Origin of the sequence: Azospira sp. APE16 (assembly GCF_047901315.1) — a bacterium.
In the GTDB taxonomy this organism is placed as follows: Bacteria; Pseudomonadota; Gammaproteobacteria; order Burkholderiales; family Rhodocyclaceae; genus Azospira; species Azospira oryzae.
Genome location: NZ_CP179682.1, coordinates 1,913,474 through 1,931,885 on the forward strand (window position 1 = coordinate 1,913,474; position 18,412 = coordinate 1,931,885).

20 protein-coding genes are annotated in these 18,412 nt (G+C 63.1%); 5 read left to right on the top strand and 15 right to left on the bottom strand.

Annotated features, from left to right (window positions below):
• Positions 1-317: 317 nt before the first annotated feature.
• From ACLSSQ_RS09130 to ACLSSQ_RS09175, 10 genes are all read right to left on the bottom strand, one after another.
• On the bottom strand, positions 318-1,529 hold the full coding sequence (locus ACLSSQ_RS09130; protein ID WP_416242516.1) for a type II secretion system protein GspD: 1,212 nt from the start codon (positions 1,527-1,529) through the stop codon (positions 318-320).
• A complete protein-coding gene (locus ACLSSQ_RS09135) occupies positions 1,526-2,518 on the bottom strand; it encodes a zonular occludens toxin domain-containing protein (protein ID WP_416242517.1) in 993 nt (330 codons plus the stop codon). Before ACLSSQ_RS09135 ends, ACLSSQ_RS09130 begins: the two co-directional genes overlap by 4 nt.
• Entirely contained in the window at positions 2,515-2,868 is a 354-nt protein-coding gene (locus ACLSSQ_RS09140) for a DUF2523 family protein (protein WP_014237591.1), read from the bottom strand. The genes ACLSSQ_RS09135 and ACLSSQ_RS09140 overlap by 4 nt, the downstream gene beginning before the upstream one ends.
• On the bottom strand, positions 2,868-4,277 hold the full coding sequence (locus ACLSSQ_RS09145; RefSeq protein ID WP_416242518.1) for a hypothetical protein: 1,410 nt from the start codon (positions 4,275-4,277) through the stop codon (positions 2,868-2,870). Before ACLSSQ_RS09145 ends, ACLSSQ_RS09140 begins: the two co-directional genes overlap by 1 nt.
• Positions 4,278-4,394: 117 nt before the next feature.
• A complete protein-coding gene (locus tag ACLSSQ_RS09150; protein WP_416242519.1) occupies positions 4,395-4,592 on the bottom strand; it encodes a major capsid protein in 198 nt (65 codons plus the stop codon).
• The gene (locus ACLSSQ_RS09155; protein ID WP_014237588.1) at positions 4,589-4,852 is read right to left on the bottom strand and encodes a hypothetical protein; all 264 of its coding nucleotides are present in this window, start codon (positions 4,850-4,852) and stop codon (positions 4,589-4,591) included. The genes ACLSSQ_RS09150 and ACLSSQ_RS09155 overlap by 4 nt, the downstream gene beginning before the upstream one ends.
• Before the next feature lie 127 nt (positions 4,853-4,979).
• On the bottom strand, positions 4,980-5,930 hold the full coding sequence (locus ACLSSQ_RS09160; protein ID WP_416242520.1) for a phage/plasmid replication domain-containing protein: 951 nt from the start codon (positions 5,928-5,930) through the stop codon (positions 4,980-4,982).
• 248 nt (positions 5,931-6,178) lie between these two features.
• Entirely contained in the window at positions 6,179-6,340 is a 162-nt protein-coding gene (locus ACLSSQ_RS09165) for a hypothetical protein (RefSeq protein ID WP_416242521.1), read from the bottom strand.
• Positions 6,340-6,534, bottom strand: coding sequence for a hypothetical protein (locus ACLSSQ_RS09170; protein ID WP_416242522.1), 195 nt, complete (start codon positions 6,532-6,534; stop codon positions 6,340-6,342). Before ACLSSQ_RS09170 ends, ACLSSQ_RS09165 begins: the two co-directional genes overlap by 1 nt.
• A 2-nt stretch (positions 6,535-6,536) precedes the next feature.
• Positions 6,537-6,836 carry a hypothetical protein gene (locus ACLSSQ_RS09175; RefSeq protein ID WP_416242523.1) on the bottom strand — a complete coding sequence of 100 codons (300 nt, stop codon included), beginning with the start codon at positions 6,834-6,836 and terminating at the stop codon, positions 6,537-6,539.
• Between the two features lie 136 nt (positions 6,837-6,972).
• On the opposite strand from ACLSSQ_RS09175, the gene ACLSSQ_RS09180 reads away from it, so the two are divergent.
• Positions 6,973-7,383, top strand: a complete 411-nt coding sequence (locus tag ACLSSQ_RS09180; RefSeq protein ID WP_416242524.1) for a helix-turn-helix domain-containing protein — start codon at positions 6,973-6,975, stop codon at positions 7,381-7,383.
• A 59-nt stretch (positions 7,384-7,442) separates the two neighbouring features.
• Here ACLSSQ_RS09180 and fliW read toward each other — a convergent pair whose 3' ends face one another.
• A complete protein-coding gene (fliW, locus tag ACLSSQ_RS09185; RefSeq protein WP_014237582.1) occupies positions 7,443-7,883 on the bottom strand; it encodes a flagellar assembly protein FliW in 441 nt (146 codons plus the stop codon).
• Positions 7,884-7,941: 58 nt separating this feature from the next.
• Positions 7,942-10,611, bottom strand: a complete 2,670-nt coding sequence (locus tag ACLSSQ_RS09190) for an EAL domain-containing protein (RefSeq protein ID WP_014237581.1) — start codon at positions 10,609-10,611, stop codon at positions 7,942-7,944.
• 250 nt (positions 10,612-10,861) lie between these two features.
• Here ACLSSQ_RS09190 and ACLSSQ_RS09195 point away from each other — a divergent pair, with 250 nt between their 5' ends.
• The 4 genes from ACLSSQ_RS09195 to ACLSSQ_RS09210 all read left to right on the top strand — a co-directional run bounded on the left by ACLSSQ_RS09195 (position 10,862) and on the right by ACLSSQ_RS09210 (position 14,781).
• Entirely contained in the window at positions 10,862-13,177 is a 2,316-nt protein-coding gene (locus ACLSSQ_RS09195; protein WP_014237580.1) for a Tex family protein, read from the top strand.
• A gap of 27 nt (positions 13,178-13,204) precedes the next feature.
• The gene (locus ACLSSQ_RS09200; RefSeq protein WP_014237579.1) at positions 13,205-13,552 is read left to right on the top strand and encodes an arsenate reductase; all 348 of its coding nucleotides are present in this window, start codon (positions 13,205-13,207) and stop codon (positions 13,550-13,552) included.
• A 14-nt stretch (positions 13,553-13,566) separates the two neighbouring features.
• A complete protein-coding gene (locus ACLSSQ_RS09205) occupies positions 13,567-14,424 on the top strand; it encodes an Hsp33 family molecular chaperone HslO (RefSeq protein WP_014237578.1) in 858 nt (285 codons plus the stop codon).
• 153 nt (positions 14,425-14,577) lie between these two features.
• The gene (locus ACLSSQ_RS09210; RefSeq protein ID WP_014237577.1) at positions 14,578-14,781 is read left to right on the top strand and encodes a hypothetical protein; all 204 of its coding nucleotides are present in this window, start codon (positions 14,578-14,580) and stop codon (positions 14,779-14,781) included.
• Between the two features lie 11 nt (positions 14,782-14,792).
• On the opposite strand, the gene ACLSSQ_RS09215 is transcribed toward ACLSSQ_RS09210, so the two are convergent.
• From ACLSSQ_RS09215 to rimO, 3 genes are read right to left on the bottom strand one after another with little or no spacing between them, the layout of a single operon-like run.
• Positions 14,793-16,199, bottom strand: a complete 1,407-nt coding sequence (locus ACLSSQ_RS09215; RefSeq protein ID WP_014237576.1) for an FAD-binding oxidoreductase — start codon at positions 16,197-16,199, stop codon at positions 14,793-14,795.
• Positions 16,196-17,065 carry a patatin-like phospholipase RssA gene (rssA, locus tag ACLSSQ_RS09220; RefSeq protein WP_014237575.1) on the bottom strand — a complete coding sequence of 290 codons (870 nt, stop codon included), beginning with the start codon at positions 17,063-17,065 and terminating at the stop codon, positions 16,196-16,198. Before rssA ends, ACLSSQ_RS09215 begins: the two co-directional genes overlap by 4 nt.
• The gene (gene rimO / locus ACLSSQ_RS09225; protein ID WP_014237574.1) at positions 17,062-18,405 is read right to left on the bottom strand and encodes a 30S ribosomal protein S12 methylthiotransferase RimO; all 1,344 of its coding nucleotides are present in this window, start codon (positions 18,403-18,405) and stop codon (positions 17,062-17,064) included. The genes rssA and rimO overlap by 4 nt, the downstream gene beginning before the upstream one ends.
• Positions 18,406-18,412 lie beyond the last annotated feature (7 nt).

Sequence of the window (18,412 nt, forward strand, 5' to 3'; positions counted from 1 at the left end):
TCGGTCGCGCTGAAAAAGCAGGCGCTGGTAACCCGAAACCCATCACAGCAGAACCGCCACAGCGCCCCCCTGGGCTCGCCGGGATACGCCCCACGGACGGGAACCGGGGCCAGTCGATAGGAGAGCGAGTAACACGCCCGCGAGGGCTACCGGCTCGGCCCCTTCGGGGCTACCCCGGGTAGGGGGGAGATGTGCACCGAGGGAACGGACCGGAAAACTCAGGTTTCAAGAGGGAGGTATGCCGGGGGCGCCTGAAAAGCAGGCCGGGCCTGGGGAAACCCGGGGATGCTCCGTTGCCACTACGCGACCCCTTGAGGTTAGAGCGCCTGCACTTCCAGCAATAGCAGAGTTTGACGCTTGGTGTCGGCCTGGGAACGGCCAAGCGGGATGCCGAAGAAGGAACGGCCGCCGCCGGTTTCCTCTTCACTATCCAGGCCGGCCAGGACAACCACATCACCGGGCCGAACCGTCAAGGCAGTCTCCAGCTCGCGCTTGTTCAGCGTCGGGCTGTTGAGCTGGGAAGTCTCAGTGGTCTGGAAGCTACTGATGGTCTGCTTTATCTCCAGATCAACACCACCATCCCGCACCTCGGGCGTGACGTCGAAAATCACCCCGGCAGACCGATAGACAATGGCCTGGGTAGCGCCGCCGACGTTCGTTGTCACACCGCCCAGGGTCGGCACTTCCTGGCCCACGGAGAAGCGGGCATGGCCGCCTGAGCGGACACGCACGGCGGGCCTGGACATGGTGCGGAACCGCGAGTCTGAATCCAGCACCTTAGCCACGGCATCCACCGTGGCATTTTTGAAGGTCACGGCCTGGGCAGACTTGGCCAGGACGCCGCCGGAGAGTTGCAGCCCGAGCTTGATGCCGACCAGGGAGAGCGCCAGATCAACACTGGTGCCGGTGGCCTTGTCGGTGGAAACGTCATAGGCCACGGCGCGGATGTACAGCTGCTGCGCCGGGGTATCCACCAGGGGGAACAACTCCCGGGCGGCGCGGGCCTGGGCCGGGGGCAGACGCAACACCAGGACACCCAGGCCGCCGGCCTTCGTCGTGGCCTGGGGGCGGGTGATGGGTTTGACGGCCTCCCCGCCATTGACGGGCTCAGAATCCTGGGTTTCCGTCGTCACGCCCACAGAATGCCCCGTCATCAACGAGGCAGACGGGAACGCCTGCCTAACCAGTTCGAGCAGATCCGCAACGGGACGATACCGGGGCCGGTAGATCACCAGTTCGTCAGACCGGCGCGGACCGATGAAATAGATCCCGGAATCCTCGCGCACTTCAATGTCCGACGCCTCCAGGACGCGGGCCAGGGTCAGGGCCACGGACGAACGCGGCACATCCTGGAGCTGGACCGAAACCGTTTTTTTAGCGATGCCATCCTCGATCACATAGGGCCGCTGGATCACCTCAGAGAACATGGATTTAGCCAGGGCATCCACACGGACGGAATCAAACCGCAATGACACGTTATCGGCCCAGGCCAGGGGCATGAGCAGGAGCAAGAACAGGGCGCGAATCATCGGCGGACCTCTTTGTGGGGACTGTCGTCAAAATCTCGGAAGTAGCCAGTACGGGCAATGCCAGCGCATAAGTCAGAAGAAACGCTCAAAACAGTGCCTTGGTCCGACCAACAGCGGCACGAATCAGCGAAGACGGCACAACCCACCGGAGCCGGGGCCTTTACCGGAGTCGTGACTTGATCGTAAGCAGGGGCCGTATGCGGCAGGCCAGGAAGGCGGGGAGAACGGGCAGCGAACCAATCCGAGGGCTTGGAGGGGGACGGTTCAGCAGCGGACGGCGAAGAAGCAGCAGCGGGCGCCTGGGTAGGCTTCGGATCGGCCTTGCGCTGAAACCATGTCACCGCAATCCAGACCAGCACCAAGAGCGCCACAGGGCCGAGAATAAGCAAAATGGCGCGAAGCGGAGGGCGGAATTTAACCGTATGAGCCTCGGCGCTTTTGTACCACTTGTAGATATGCTTCGGGAACAGCCAGGGCTTTTGCTGGCTGTTGGCGCGGATGTTCTCCGGATCGTTTTTAACCTGGGTCCATTCATGCACGTTACTGGCCTGGGCACCGAACACGCGGACCATATGAATGTGACGGTTCGTCAGACGGCGAATGTTGGAATCAAGCAGCATGGGATGCTGCGTTATCAGAAAAAAATCTATCCCTTCATGCCGGTGAGTCTCAAATGCAGCCACGTGGTCAGGCACAGCAGATGACGACGACCGAGGCCGGAACACCTTTTGCGCTTCATCCAACAGAATGACGGCACCAACGGGGAACGTAAAACACGGCACAAGAACAGATTCGTCCTCAGGTGACGGACGCTTTTCAGTCCATTGCACAACGGGCGGAACGGCTTGCCAGGGATAGGGGAAATCCTCAGTAAGCGGAACGCCCATCACGAAGAGGGGCCGGTTGTCTTTGCGGCATAGTTCCTCAACGATCTGCAAAGCGCGAAGGGTTTTGCCATTACCAGGCAAACCGGTCAAAAGGGTAATCACTTGACCCGCCCGTAAATAATCTTCATGCCAAGCAGCGAACCAGCTGCCATGTAACCGCTCAGAATGATGTTCACCGCGTCAAAAAGACCAACATACGCGGCGACCTGAATAGCCAAGGCGCCCAGGTTAGAACCGCTACCGCCGCCACCAGACGGCAAACTGGACACGATCAACTGAATGTCGGACACGACAAAGCCGAGAAAAGCCTCAAAGCTTTTCACGCCGATGATGGTCAAACCGAGGCCGGCGAGAATGGTTCCGGCCCGAGTGGCGAAGAACTGGACAAGGCCGGCGACTAGGCCACCAGCAAACGAGGCGCCGATACCGGCGAGAGCGACGGGAATAGGCATTACGTCATCGTCCTTTGAATGATGCGGATCACGATCAGGTAGGCACAGAGGTGGAGAATCAGACGGATGAAGCGCCCGAACTCACACACAGCACCGGAATCCAGCGTTATGGACTGGGAGAAAACCTGGATGGTTTGCAAACCGGGACAAGCAGAGGCGTAATTGAAATAGGCCTGACGATGCTTTTGAAAACTATCGAGAACGTCCCAATCCAGAAGGCCGTCCTTATTAAGCGCCTTATTACCAGCTGCAATGTCCGCAGCCGAACCACCGGGAACAGCGCCATCCATTAGGGCGTCGTACGCCCCCTTCTGGTGGATTTCACCGAGCTTGCAATGAGTGCGCCACGCTTCAAGGGAAATGCCGCATTGCACGGCGTCGCCGCTACAGATGGGAGAAACGCCGCAATCGACGGAGTTGTAACTGCCGGTGCCGGGGTCCGTACCAGTGCCAGTACCAGTGCCGCCAGTGCCAGTACCTCCCGTACCCGGATCAGTACCGCCCCCGCCGTTGTCCGTTCCGGTTCCAGTGCCACCAGTACCCGTACCACCTGTGCCAGTGCCGGTACCGCCAGTGCCCGTACCTGTGCCGCCAGTGCCGGTACCTGTGCCGGTAGAAGGGGCGCAAGTGACTTGTGTTGAGGTCCCCACCGTAATGGAGCCAGCAGTGTAGCCAGCCGGGCAAGAGCAGCTAGAGCCATTGGGAACAGCAGGGGAAAGGCATTGAGTGGCAGAACCAGCGGGCGGGGTTATTTCTTCGGACTCGCAGGTATTGCCCGTATAGCGGGAGCCGTAATTGATGCAGTTGTAATTCCCGGTGCCATCGGGCGGAGTGCAAACGGCGCCGTCATAGCTGAATTCCCACCCACCCACGCAACCAGTGCCGCCGGGCAAATTCTGATTAGACGTTACGCCGCTGTTGTCGCTGCCCAACTCACCAGGGCGACCGTTATCGGCATTACTAGGAACCATGGAACCGGCAGTGGGGGGGGTGTCGGCTACACAGGCACCGGAAGCATCTTTCGACTGACGAAGAGGACATTCAGGAACGCATTTATTTGTAGAAGCATCCACTTTCTGAGTGGGTTTACATTTAGGCGGGGGAGGAACGCATTTGCCAGAGGCATTAGCAATTTCGCCAGCCGGGCAGCTAGACACTTCCACGCACATAGCCATGCCGGAATAAGTCGGATAGCCAGGAATGGACGAAATGAATTTCTTACCCTTGGCAGTACCCCAAGGGGTCCAGTCATAGGCGCTTTGACCACAAGCAGCCCTAGCTGCGTCACCAGTGGTGTATCGACCCTCAAGCACACAGTAATAACCATTGCCGCATTGATCAGGCAGGGCCTGGGCAAAGGTGGAAAAAACAACAAGAACCAGGACGATTAGGGCGCGAAGATGATCCATGCGGCCCCCAGAATTGCGATTAATACCCATAGACCCATGGTCCGACCTCCAGTAAACGAAGCGGGGGGGAGGCAGCCGGGGCGCGTTGCGCTCCCGGCATACCTCCCCCCCTTGCTGTTACAGTGCGCGACGAACCCACTTGTAAACAGCGGCGGTGACCAGGATCACCAGCACAGCACCACCGATGGCGGCAATGGGAGCAGCAGCGCCGGAAATTTCAGTGGTAACGGCGGTCACATCGACGACGGCGTGAGCGGAACCGACGGACAGCAGGGAACCGGCGAGAGCGGACAGAGCAACGAGCTTCTTTTTCATGGTTGAGACTCCTTTTCGGGTTGATGAGAAGAATTGAGCATTCCGGCAAGAATGCGGAACACCCACGCGAGAGCCCACAGAACGAGGATTGCGCCCCCGATCTGAGAACCTTGCTCCGGGGTCAGATTCCAGGGACTAGCCTGGGCACTGACGAATTCAGAGCCAGACATGACAACCAGGGAACAGGCGGTCAGGTCGGCGGGTTGAGTAGCGACCAGCTGAAGCTGGCCGGCTTGATTGAGTTCAACGCAGAGGGCCATTACCGGCGAACCTCGAGAAGTGCGGCAGGGTTGTAGCCAGTACGTTGGCCGGCGGAAGAAATAGGAGCCACGACAAGCCAGTAAAGAAGGCCAGAAAGGGCCACGGCCAAGAGGGCTGGGCGGAGCATTACGCGACCTCGCGGAGGGCCCGGATAGGAGTCACTTCCACGGTGCGGGTCCGCTGCACCAGGGCAACCACGTTGCAGGGGGCGCCAACGTCGATGCCGTACTCCAGCAGCTTGCCGCGTACCCGGTAATAAGTTGCCGTACTCATTTTGGTCCGTAGGTCCTTGCCTTCACGCCACAGAGTGGCCCAGTGCTGCAGCCTGGGCGGAAGGTCATCCCACTCCGTCACCGGGAGAGCTTCCCGGAATACTTGGTCCGCGAACCGTCCGTATACGATCTGTGCCATGTCTTCACCTTTCCACGCGCTCACTTGGTCTAACTTGTGCCGCTTCAAATATTCGCTACCTAGTTGCACCTCGAAGCGGCCTTCCGTCTCGCCGCCATCACTTCGCCGCTTCCCCGCCAGTTCGGCGGTCTTGTCGTAAATCTTTGCCCGCCACCAGTTCGAACGCTTGGCGTCATAGCCCCAAGTGGGGCCGTACTTGCCCAGGATCGGCAGCTTCTGATCAATGCGGCGCACCATGGCGCCATGGCAAAGGGCTGAAAAGTCATCCGTGTGAAAGTTGCCGGCCAGGTCAATGCGGGTAATGAAGGTCCCGCATTCGGCAGGAGTGCCTTGCCGCCAACGGGTGCCAAAGCCGGTCAAATCAAAGCCGCAGACCCGGAGGACTTCGGCCCAGCGTTCCACACACTGGATCACCGTCAGCCCTTCGCGGTTGTCCCGTTGCATGAAGCGCCCGATGTTGGCGGAACCGTACAGGCGCTTGCCGTCACACTTCACGCGGATGCTAGTATCGCTGGAAGGGCAGCGAATTGACTCCCACGACGCAGTTTCCCATTCGATTTGCCCGTCAGGGTCGATCTTCATCACGAGGCCGCCGTTGCGCGGTTCTACCGGCTCCAGGTACTCATGGCGGAAGCTCAACCAGTCGCAGCACACAGAATCGAACATGGGAGATTTTTCTTATCTGTGAGAATTAGTTGCAGTGGTACTAGCACTGCAACTCGAAAACCCCTCGCCCCGTTCCGCATCGTGAAAACGGAAAGCCTCGCTTTCGGGGGTGTAGAACTGGCAGAACTCGCCCAGCTTGCGCACACCGAAAACGAAGCAGGCCAGCGAACCAGCCTTCGGCCCGGATGCGATGATCCGGGAGCTTGAGCAGGTTTCGCAGACGCGGGAGGGGGGGAGGGGAGTCATGCTTAATTTCCGTTACGAGTGACGGAAATTGCCGCCTTCTTCTGGCGGGCACGGTAACGACGTTGGCGCTCGGCGCCGGACAGGGCCTTGCCGGTAGGCGGACGCCCGGGACGCCGGGGAATGCCCGGCAGTTCCAGAGTCAGGCCGTTGTCCTTGCGGGCCATTACGCGGGGGCCTTTTCGACTTCAGAAATAAAGGAGCGAAAGCCAAGAATATGCAAGCCGTTACGTTCCGCGTAATCGGTAAGCACCTTCAAAGCCTTCAGCACTTCATCACGTTGAAGTCGAGCGTTATCCCGCTGCGCCATCATGTTGTCGCGGTCTTGCTCCAACAACTCGATATATGCGCTGTGGTCCATGGTCAGGCCGCAGCCTTTTCAGCCTTGAAGCCGCTGACCAGAACGCGGATGCCGCTACGGCCCGGTTCCTGGATGGTTTCCAGCTCCAGGTGGGCCGGGAACGCCACCCGCGAAAACTTGGAAACGGCAGCAAGCTCCATATCCAGCTTGGCAACCTCGTAGCCATACCCGGCCAGTTGGAAGGTTTCCTTGGCTGTCGGCTCAATCGGCCGCAGGTAAAACAGTTGGGCAAAGTCGTAGGGCTTCTTCGACTCCTTGCCAATACCGGACATCCGGATCACACCGATCGCTTGAACTTTCATGGACACAACCTTTCGGAATCGTGGTAAAAGGCGGAACTATTCCGCCGTTGAGTACTCCTCATGCGAGTAGCACGGCGGAACATACTCCTCAGGTGAGGAGCGTGTAAATATGACTTTTGGGATAGGAGCGCCCGAAATGACCCCGGCAGAGATCATCGACAAGGCTAAAGAAGCGACCGGCGCGCGGTCCTACTACGACCTGGCGCACAAGCTGGAAGTCTCAGAGCAGGCAATCAGTTCTTACCGAAAAGGCGAACGGACGCCCGACTTCTACGCCTGCACGAAGCTGGCAATCAGCCTAGGAATGGACCCGGCGCAGTTGATGGCCGAGTTTGAATTGCAGAAGGAAAAGAATGAGAAGAAACGGGCCTTCTATCGGGATTTCTTGCAGCGTGCGAAGAGAGCCGCCGTAATCACCCTGGTGTGCGGCTGTATCGGTTTCTACTGGAGCGGACTCGCCGCCAGTGGTGGGCCGGATCAAGCGGCTAAGGTCGCCGCAGCACTGGCCGCCTCGGCGGCTTTTTTCCGGTTTCGGAAACTCGCATAATTTGTATTATGTAAAATAATATGTATGAAAGAAAAGAGGCCCGCAGGCCTCTTTCGGGATCAGCCCACCGCGGAGCTGAGGTTGCTGACGGTGATACGGGGACGGCAGTTGCCGATCACCTTCTGCAGACCGAGCCGGGTCTTGACGTTGATCAGCAGCGGTGCGCGCACGTTGGCGCCCAGTTGCTTGGCCGTCTCCTGTTTGAACAGCAGCAGCATCACGGCTACGTCTTCGGGTTGATCGACCTTGAGGGCGACGCGTTCGGCATCGGACAGTTCCAGTTCGTACTGGAAACCGATGGCGGTCGGATCGATGATCTGGAAAGCCACGGAAGGATTGTCCACCGACTGCAGGGTGAAGCTGACCGGCTCCCCTTCTGCTGCCTCATGCACCAGCTTGTAGCGCACGCTGGATTCGAAACCCGTCAGGCCGGCCGGGAAGGAAATGACGGTGTCGGGATCCACTTCGATGGTGCCGAACAGATGGGTTTGTACTTGCATGGGCTCGCTCCTCTTGGAATCGTTGTTGGTTGGCTGAATTGACGGTTGTTCCGACCGATTATGCCATTGGCGCCGGGGCCCGGGTGGCCGAATTGAAGAAGCGGCAAACCTCGGCGGCCGGTACCGGCGGGCTGAACAGATAACCCTGGACTTCGCCGCACTGGTGCAGGGCCAGGTAGTCCAGCTGGGACTGGTTTTCCACCCCTTCGGCAATGACGCCCAGTTCCAGCTTGGCGGCAATGGCGATGATGGCCTGGATGATGGCGGCGTCGCCCGAATCCTTGATCATGTCGCGCACGAAGGACTGGTCGATCTTGATCTTGTCCAGGGGGAAACGCTTCAGGTAGCTGAGGCTGGAATAGCCGGTGCCGAAATCGTCCAGGGACAGACGGATGCCCAGGGACTTCAGTTCGTGCAGCACCTCGACGGCCCGTTCGGTGTCGTCCATGAGCAGGCTTTCGGTGATTTCCAGCTCCAGCTGGGCGGCCGGCAGGCCCGTTTCGGCCAGCACCCGCTGCACCAAGGAGACCAGATTGCGCTGCCGGAACTGCACCGGGGAAAGATTCACTGCCACCGTGGTGGCCGGCTGCCCTGCCCTCTGCCAGGCCATCTGCTGCCGGCAGGCCTCGGCCAGGACCCATTCGCCGATGGGCAGGATCAGGTTGGTTTCCTCGGCGATGGGAATGAAGCGGGCCGGCGGCACCAGGCCCAGTTCGGGATGGCGCCAGCGCAAGAGGGCCTCGAAACCGATGGGATCGCCGCCGCCGACCCGGTATTGGGGCTGGTAGTAGAGCATCAGTTCCTGGCGCGGCAGGGCCTTGCGCAGGCTGTTTTCCAGGGACAGGCGTTCGAATACCCGGGCGTTCATTTCCGGCGTGAAGAACTGGTAGGTATTGCGACCGGCAGCCTTGGCCGAATACATGGCGGCATCGGCGTTCTTCAGCAGGGCGCCGAGATCGGTGCCGTCGTGGGGATACATGCTGATGCCGACGGAGGCTGACAGCACCAGTTCATGCCCGTCCACATTGAAGGGCTGGGCCATGGTTTCCAGCAGGCGCTGGGCGATGCGCCCGATCATGGGGGCGCCGCTGCATTCGGTGAGGAGGATGGCGAATTCGTCGCCGCCGGAACGGCTCAGGGTGTCCGCCGCGTCCAGGGTGTGGCGCAGGCGCTCCGCCGCCAGTTGGAGCAGCTTGTCGCCGACCTCATGGCCGAGGGAATCGTTGATGTTCTTGAAATGGTCCAGATCCAGGAGCAGCAGGGCCATGGGCGCCTGGCTGCCGACCGAGCGGTTGATGGCATCGGCCATGCGGGAACTGAGCAGGCTGCGGTTGGGCAGGTCGGTCAGGGCGTCGTGCTCCGCCAGATGGCGGATGCGGGCTTCGGCTTCCTTGCGCTCCGTGATGTCCCGGGCGATGCCGGCCATGCCGACGACCTCGCCCTCCTCGTTGTGCACCGGCACCCGGATGTAGTCCAGGGTACGCGGCTGCCCTTCCCCATTGGTTACCAGGACTTCGAAGTGGCCCGGCTTGCCGCTGGCCAGCACGGCTTCGTCGTGATTCTGGAAGGTCCGCGCCAGGGCTTCGGGCCAGACCTGGAACACGGTCTTGCCGACGATTTCCTCAGCCGGCTTGCCGCACATGCGGGCGTAGGCCTCGTTGACGGCGTGGAAGCGGAAGGCGTTGTCCTTGATCCAGGCCAGGTCGGGAATGCTGTCCAGCAGGGCCCGGATGCGGGAGGAGCTTTCGTCGTAGGCATTGGTCATGGTGTGGGCCATGGACACCGCCCGCACGTAACTGCGCTGCCACACCAGGATCAGGCCCAGCAGGGCCAGGGCCAGCACCACGGCAGTGGCGCCGTAATAGGTGAGCTTGCGATACCACTCGGACAGCACCTCGTCCCGGGAGAGGCCGACGAAAACCACGAAGGGCAGGTTTTCCAGGCGCCGAAAGCCGAACACGCGGCGAATGCCGTCCTGATGCGAGAGGGCCTCGAAGGCCCCCTTCTCCCGGCTGCGGATGTTGTCGCTGATTTCCGTGTTGAGGATGCTCTTGCCCAGCCGGTTGGGCAGGGGCGGGGTGCGGGCGATGAGGCGCAGTTCGGCGTCGTACAGGGCCACCACGCCACCCTCCCCCACGTTCAGGGTCTGGAAGTGCTGCTGCAGGCTGTCCGCATTGACGGCGGCCTGGACCAGGCCGAGGAAGCGCCCGTCCTTGTCCCGCAGGCTGCGGCTGAGGGTGATGACCCAGTTCTGGGTGATGCGGGCGAAAATCGGCTCGGAAAAGACCAGGCCCGCCTTGGGATCGTTCTTGTTGCGCTGGAAATAGGCCCGGTCGCCGATGCTCTGGCTGGATATCTTGCCGCTGGCGTCGTAGCGGAAGGTGCCGGTGGCGTCGGCCACCCGCAGGCTCTGGGACTCGGGAATGCGGGAGAGCAGCCGGGCCAGTTCCGCATTGACGGCCTGGGGCGAAACGGGGCCCTTGGCCAGGCGCTGCTGCATGGAATACTGGACTTCCAGCAGCACCAGGTCGATCTTCTCCACAGCGCCCCGGGTGCGGCCTTCCAGGCTGTCCGCTAGGTTTTCCACATTGCGCCGGGCAAAGGCCATTTCCGTGTCGTAGGAATGGTTCAGTTCCAGACCCAGCAAGGCGCAAAAGCCCGCCAAGGCCAGCAAGGCGATGACGACATAGACGAACTGTCGCGAGGAAATGCCGTTTTGCTTGGTCAAAAAGGGTGTCTCGGCGTTGGGTTCCGGGGCATGGCAGCCGCCAAGTCCCGCCAGACAAGGAAGAATTGGGGCTGTCGCTGAAAAACCGCGCCAGCATTCATTCTCAGCCCGACAGAACGGGAAAGGTGTCATCTTACCTCAGTTGCGCCGGCACTTATATGCCATATCCCCGAGCGGGCCCCGCTGCCTTGTCTTATGCGGCGGCTTTGGTGCATAGTTCGCCCTCTTTTTCCCCTTTCCCCCGAGTCTCATGCTGCCTCCCATCGAACATCGCATCGCCGAGGAACTGGGCGCCCGCCCGCAACAGGTCATGGCCGCCGTGGCCCTGCTGGACGAAGGCGCCACCGTGCCCTTCATCGCCCGCTACCGGAAGGAAGTCACCGGCGGCCTGGACGACACCCAGCTGCGCAACCTGGAAGAGCGCCTGACCTATCTGCGGGAACTGGAAGACCGCCGCGCCGCCGTCCTCGCCAGCATCGACGAACAGGGCAAGCTGACCCCCGAGCTGAAGGCCGCCGTGGACATGGCGGACACCAAGCAGCGCCTGGAAGACCTCTACCTGCCCTACAAGCAGAAGCGCCGCACCAAGGCCCAGATAGCCCGGGAAGCCGGCCTGCAGCCGCTGGCCGATGCCCTGCTGGCCGATCCGACCCTGGTGCCGGAAAGCGAGGCGGAAAAATACTTCAACGCCGAAGCCGGTTTTGCCGACACCAAGGCCGTGCTGGACGGCGCCCGCCAGATCCTCATGGAGCAGTTCGCCGAGGACGCGGAGCTGCTGGGCAGCCTGCGCACCTACCTGGACGAACATGGCATCCTCAAGTCCACCCTGATCGCTGGCCAGGAAGAAGCCGGCGCCAAGTTCCGCGACTATTTCGAATACTCGGAAGCCATCAGCGACATTCCCTCCCACCGGGCCCTGGCCCTCTTCCGCGGCCGCAACGAGGGCGCCATTTCCCTGGCCCTGGTGCTCGATTCCGAACTGGACGAGGAGAACAAGCCCCTCGGCCCCAATCCCTGCGAACTGCGCATCGCCAAGCGCTTCGGCATCAAGGACCAGGGCCGTCCCGCCGACAAGTGGCTGGCCGACACGGTGCGCTGGGCCTGGCGGGTGAAGATGGCCCTGCACCTGGAAACCGAACTGATGACCGTGTTGCGGGAAAAGGCCGAGGAAGAAGCCATCCGCGTCTTCGGCCGCAACCTGAAGGACCTCCTGCTGGCGGCCCCGGCCGGCCAGAAAGCCACCATGGGCCTGGATCCGGGCCTGCGTACCGGGGTCAAGGTGGCCGTGGTGGACCAGACCGGCAAGCTGCTGGACACCGCCACCATCTATCCCCACGAGCCCCGGCGCGACTGGGAAGGCTCCCTGCACACCCTGGCCGTGCTGGCCCAGAAACACAATGTGAACCTGATCGCCATCGGCAACGGCACCGCTTCCCGGGAAACGGACAAGCTGGCCGCCGACCTGATCCGCATCGCCTCGCCCCACATGGCCCTGGCCAAGGTGGTGGTGTCCGAAGCCGGCGCCTCGGTCTATTCCGCCTCCGAATTCGCGGCCCGGGAATTCCCGGAACTGGACGTTTCCCTGCGCGGCGCCGTCTCCATCGCCCGCCGCCTGCAGGACCCCCTGGCCGAACTGGTAAAAATCGAGCCCAAGTCCATCGGTGTCGGCCAGTACCAGCATGACGTCTCCCAGACCAAGCTGGCCCGGGCCCTGGACGGGGTGGTGGAAGACTGCGTGAACGCCGTCGGCGTCGATGTGAACACCGCCTCCATTCCGCTGCTGGCCCGCATTTCCGGCCTCAACCAGACCCTGGCGGCCAACATCGTCGCCTACCGGGACCAGCACGGCCCCTTCCCCAACCGACTGGCCCTGAAGAACGTGCCCCGCCTGGGCGACAAGACCTTCGAGCAGGCCGCCGGCTTCCTGCGGGTGCCCAGCAGCGACAACCCCCTGGATGCCTCCGCCGTGCACCCGGAAGCCTATCCGGTGGTGGAGCGCATCCTGGCCGACATCAAGAAGGGCATCAAGGAAGTGATCGGCGACGCCCGCCTGGTGAAGAGCCTGCAGCCCGTCAAATACACCGACGAGAAGTTCGGCCTGCCGACGGTGCAGGACATCCTCAAGGAACTGGAAAAGCCGGGCCGGGATCCCCGCCCCGAGTTCAAGACCGCCGTCTTCAAGGACGGTGTCGAGGAAATGCGCGACCTGCAGCCCGGCATGATCTTGGAAGGCGTGGTCACCAACGTGGCCGCCTTCGGCGCCTTCGTGGACATCGGCGTGCACCAGGACGGCCTGGTGCACGTTTCCGCCCTGTCCACCAAGTTCGTCAAGGACCCCCACGAGGTGGTCAAGGCCGGCGACATCGTCAAGGTCAAGGTGCTGGAAGTGGACATGGCCCGCAAGCGCATCGCCCTCACCATGCGGCTGGACGATGCCTTCGGCAAGAGCACCGGCGGCGGCAAGCCGGCCGGCGCCCCCATGACCGCCAAGGCCCGCCAGCGGGAAGATGCCCAGCCCGCCGGCCAGAACGCCATGGCCGCCGCCTTCGCCAAGCTGAAGCGGTAAAATGGCGTTTTGAATTAGGAAGTTGCCATGCTCAAGGTATACGGCATCAAGAACTGCGACACCATGAAGAAGGCCTTCGTCTGGCTGGAAGCCAACGGTGTCGCCTACGAATTCATCGACTACAAGAAGGCCGGCGTGGCGGCAGGCAAGCTGCCCGAGTGGTGCCGCAAGGCCGGCTGGCAGGTCCTGCTCAACACCCGGGGCCTGATGTGGAAGAAACTCAGCGAGGCGCAGCGGGCCGACGTGGATGAGACCAAGGCCATCGCCCTCATGGGTGAGTATCCGAGCCTGATCAAGCGCCCCCTCATCGAACACGGCGACCAGGTCAGCGTGGGTTTCGATGCGGAACGCTTCGCCCAAACCTTCAAGTCATAAGGCCTCCCCGTCCCATGCAAGATTCCGTACAACGCCTGCTTTTCGAAGACCTGGACATCCGCGGCGCCATCGTCCGCCTCGGTCCCTCCTGGCAGGCCATGCAGGCCAGCCGCGGCTATCCGGAGGCGGTGGCCCGCCTGCTGGGCGAGATGACCGCCGTCACCACCATCATTGCGGCCCAGCTGAAGCAGCCGGGCCGGCTGACCTTCCAGCTGCGGGGCGACGGCCCCCTTTCTCTGCTGGTGATCGACTGCAACGAAAACCTGGAATTCCGTGGCATGGCCCGGGCCGACGGCCTGGCAGCCGGCGACCTGCCCCTGGAGCGCCTGTGGGGCCATGGCCAGCTGATGCTGACCCTGGACCTGCCCCAGGCCAAGGACCCGTACCAGAGCTTCGTGCCCCTGGAAGGCAATACCATCGCCGAGGTCTTCGAGCATTACCTGCAGCAGTCCGAACAGCAGCCCTCCCGCCTCTATCTGGCGGCTTCCGAGCAGGGCGTCACCGGCCTCTTCCTGCAAACCCTGCCGGGCGCCCACGACAAGGACGCTGACGGCTGGAACCGCCTGCAGCAGCTGGCCGCCACCCTGCGCCCGGAAGAACTGCTGGGCCTGGAAACGGAAGTGCTGCTGTCCCGGGTCTTTGCCGAGGAAACCCTGCGCCTCTATCCGCCCCGGAGCGTGACCTACTCCTGCCCCGAGGACTGGGAAAAGGTGCGCAGCATGCTGCGGGCCGTCGGACGGGAAGAGGCCGAATCCATCCTGCAGGAGCACGGCGAAATCCTCATCCGGGACGACATCTGCAACCGGGAATACCGCTTCGATGCGGCCGCCGTGGCCGAGCTGTTCTCCGCCAATCCGCCGACGCTGCACTGAGTCTTTGGCGGGGGACGCAATGTCCCCCGTCTTGCCCCGTGCCCCAGTCATATGATCTTGGGCATAGGCCGGGCGGATTTAGCACCTTTGGCCGATTCCAGTGGCTGGTGCGGTGCAGCATAATGGGATTCACCCAAGCCCGGGAGGACTCCCATGCAACCCCATCCCCTCTCTGCCGTTGTCAGCGACATCGACCGTCAATACCTGGCCAACATCCATCACCTGCGGCACAAGATTGCCCGGGTGCAGCACGACCAACGGGAAATAAGCCTATGCCTGGAGCGCATCCGCAGCAGGGTGCGGTTGCTTATCGTGGAAATGCAGCGGGTACGGCCAGCGGCCGGCTACCGTAGCTGAATCAGAGTGAATCAGAGAATTTTTCCCGGATTCATCAGGCCCCGGGGGTCCAGACTGGACTTGATGCAGCGCATCAAATCCAGTCCCACCGGGTCCTTGTAACGCACCAACTCCTCCCGCTTCAACTGGCCGATGCCGTGCTCCGCCGAGATGGAACCGCCCAGGCGGGCCACCAGGTCGTGCACGATGCGGTTGGCCTGGGGCGTGGCGGCGATGAAGGTGTCGTTGTCCTGGCGTTGCGCCTTGGACAGGTTGTAATGCAGGTTGCCGTCCCCGGCATGGCCGAAGGCCACCACCCGCACGCCGGGAAAGGCGGCGGCCAGCGCCGTGCCAGCCAGGTCGAGAAATTCCGGGATGCGGGAGACGGGCACCGAGATGTCGTGCTTGATGCTGAGGCCCTCGATTTTCTGGGCCTCGGAGATATTCTCCCGCAGGGCCCACAACTGCCGCGCCTGGGTTTCGTTCTGGGCCAGCACTCCGTCCTGGACCCGTCCATCCGCCATTTCCCCGCCGATAAAATCTTCCAGGTCGGCCTGCAAGTCCGCCCATGCGCCGCCGTCGGCAAGCTCCAGCAAGACCTGCCAGGGGGCCGGAGCCGCCAGGGGCTGGCGACTGCCGGGAATATGCTGCAGCACCAGATCGAGGGACTGCCGTGAAATCAGCTCGAAGGCCGTCAAACGGGCATCGAAGCGGGCCTGGGCCCGCCCCAGCAGGGCAATGGCGGCGGCCCCGTCGGCCACCGCCAGCCAGGCCGTGACCACCGCCCGGGGACGGGGAAAAAGCTTGAGCACGGCGGCGGTGATGATGCCCAGGGTGCCTTCGGCACCGATGAAAAGGTCCTTCAGGTCGTAACCCGTGTTGTCCTTGCGCAGGGCGGTGAGACCGTTCCACAGGCGCCCGTCGGGCAGCACCACTTCCAGCCCCAGAGTCAGTTCCCGGGTGTTGCCGTAGCGCAGCACCTGGACCCCGCCCGCATTGGTGGAGAGATTGCCGCCGATCTGGCACGAGCCTTCCGAGGCCAGGGCCAGGGGAAAGAGGCGCCCTGCCGCGGCGGCCGCTTCCTGCACCTGGGCCAGGAGGCAGCCGGCTTCCACCGTAATGGCATTGTTGGCGGCATCGATCTGGCGGATGCGGTTGAGACGGGAGAGATTGACCAGCACCGAGCACCCGCCCTGGTCCGGCGTGGCGGCCCCGCACAGGCTGGTGTTGCCGCCCTGGGGCACCATGGGCACGCCGGCGGCGGCGCAGGCCCGCACCACTGCGGCGACCTCGTCCGTCGAGCCGGGCTTGACCAGGGCCAGGGCACGGCCCCGGTAGCGGCCGCGCCAGTCGGTCAGATAGGGCGCCAGCTCGGCCTCTCCGGTCAGTACGTGGACCGGGCCGACGATGGCGGCCAGTTGCTGCTGCAGGTCGTTCATGCCGGCATTTCCAGGACGCTGCGCAACATGGGCAGCATCAGTTCGGTGGCCACCCGGCCTTCGGCGATGGCCTCGTTGGCCCGATGGAAATCCAGCAGGCCCAGATCGGCCACCCGGGGGGAAATCAGGGTGTCGGCGGGTTCGCCGGCAAGCCGGCTGCGGGCGATGCGCACCTGCATGATGTTGATGCTGCTGGCCATGACGTCGAGCATGGACGGGCTGTTGCCGCCCTCCTCCACCCCCAGCCAGCGCTTCAGGGTGCCGCGCCAGCCGTCCACGGAAGGCGGCGTCTCGCCCCGGTTGCGCAGGCGTCGGCCCAGCATGTCGGAGCCCAGGTCCACGGCGATGACGATATCGGCCCCCATGGCCCGGCACAGGGACACCGGCACCGGATTGACCAGTCCCCCATCCACCAGAAAGCCGCCATCCCGGGGTATCGGGGCGAACAGGCCAGGCAGGGCAATGGAGGCCCGTACCGCATGGGCCACGCTGCCTTCCTTGAGCCAGATTTCCCGGCCGCTGCCCAGGTCGGTGGCGACGCAGGCGAAAGGCAGGGGCAGGTCGTGGAAATCCCGGTCGGTGAAGTGCCGGGTGAAGAAATCGAGGAGCTTTTCGCCCTTGATCAGGCCGCCGTTGAGGCCCACGTCGAAGAAGCCCAGGACTTCCTTCCAGGACAGGCTACGCACCCAGTGTTCCAGCTTGTCCAGGTCGCCGCAGGCAGTGGCGGCGCCGACGAAGGCGCCGATGGAGGAACCGCAGATGATGTCGGGCTCGATGCCGGCATCCCGCAGGGCGCGGATGACGCCGATGTGGGCCCAGCCCCGGGCGGAGCCGCTGCCGAGGGCGAGCCCGATCCTAGGTTTCACACCCGCTCGGCGTAAAGGTCGTGGGCGTCGCTGTCCACCACCCGGACCTTGACGAAGTCGCCCGGCTCCACGTCGAAGACGCCGTCCAGATAGACGACGCCGTCGATTTCCGGCGCATCGGCGCTGGAGCGGGCGATGGCGCCCTCCTCGTCCACCGCGTCCACCAGGACCGTGATTTCCTTGTCGATCTTGGCGGCCAGGAGGTCGGCGGAAATGTCTTCCTGCAGCTCCATGACGTAGCGGCGGCGTTCCTCCCGCACCTCGTCCGGCAGGGCGCCGGGCAGGTCGTTGGCGGTGGCACCGTCCACCGGGGAGTAGGCGAAGCAGCCGACCCGGTCCAGACGGGCCTCTTCCAGGAACTGCAGCAGTTCCTCGAATTCGGCCTCGGTCTCGCCGGGGAAGCCGGCGATGAAGGTGGAACGGATGGTGATGTCCGGGCAGATGGCGCGCCAGGCACGGATCCGCTCCAGGTTGTTCTCGGCGCTGGCCGGGCGTTTCATGGCCTTGAGGATGCGCGGGCTGGCGTGCTGGAAGGGCACGTCCAGATAAGGCAGAATCTTGCCCTCGGCCATCAGGGGAATCAGGTCGTCCACGCTGGGATAGGGATAGACGTAGTGCAGGCGCACCCAGATGCCGAACTCGGCCAGGGCCTCGCACAGCTCCTTGAGCCGGGTCTTGACCGGGCGGCCGCCGACGAAGCCGGTGCGGTATTTCAGATCCACGCCGTAGGCGCTGGTGTCCTGGGAAATGACCAGCAGTTCCTTCACCCCGGCCTCGGCCAGGGCCTTGGCTTCCTGCAGCACGTCGCCGATGGGGCGGGAGACCAGGGGGCCGCGCAGGCTGGGAATGATGCAGAAGGTGCAACTGTGGTTGCAGCCTTCGGAAATCTTCAGGTAGGCGAAATGCTGGGGCGTCAGGCGGATGCCGGCCTCCGGCACCAGGTCCATGAAGGGGTCGTGGGGCTTGGGCAGGTGGCTGTGCACATGGCCCATCACCTCCTCCGCCGCATGGGGGCCGGTGACGGCCAGCACGGACGGGTGGGTGCTTTGGACGATGTCGCCCTTGGCGCCCAGGCAACCGGTGACGATGACCTTGCCGTTTTCGGTGAGGGCCTCGCCGATGGCGTCCAGGGATTCCTCCACCGCGGCGTCGATGAAGCCGCAGGTATTGACGATGACCAGGTCGGCGCCGTCGTAGGAGGAGGAGATTTCATAGCCTTCTGCCCGCAGCTGGGTCAGGATGCGCTCCGCATCGGAAGAGGCTTTGGGGCAACCCAGACTGACGAAGCCGACAGTCGGGGTTTGCAGGGGGCTACGGGTGGGAGTATTGCCGGATGACACTTAAGCT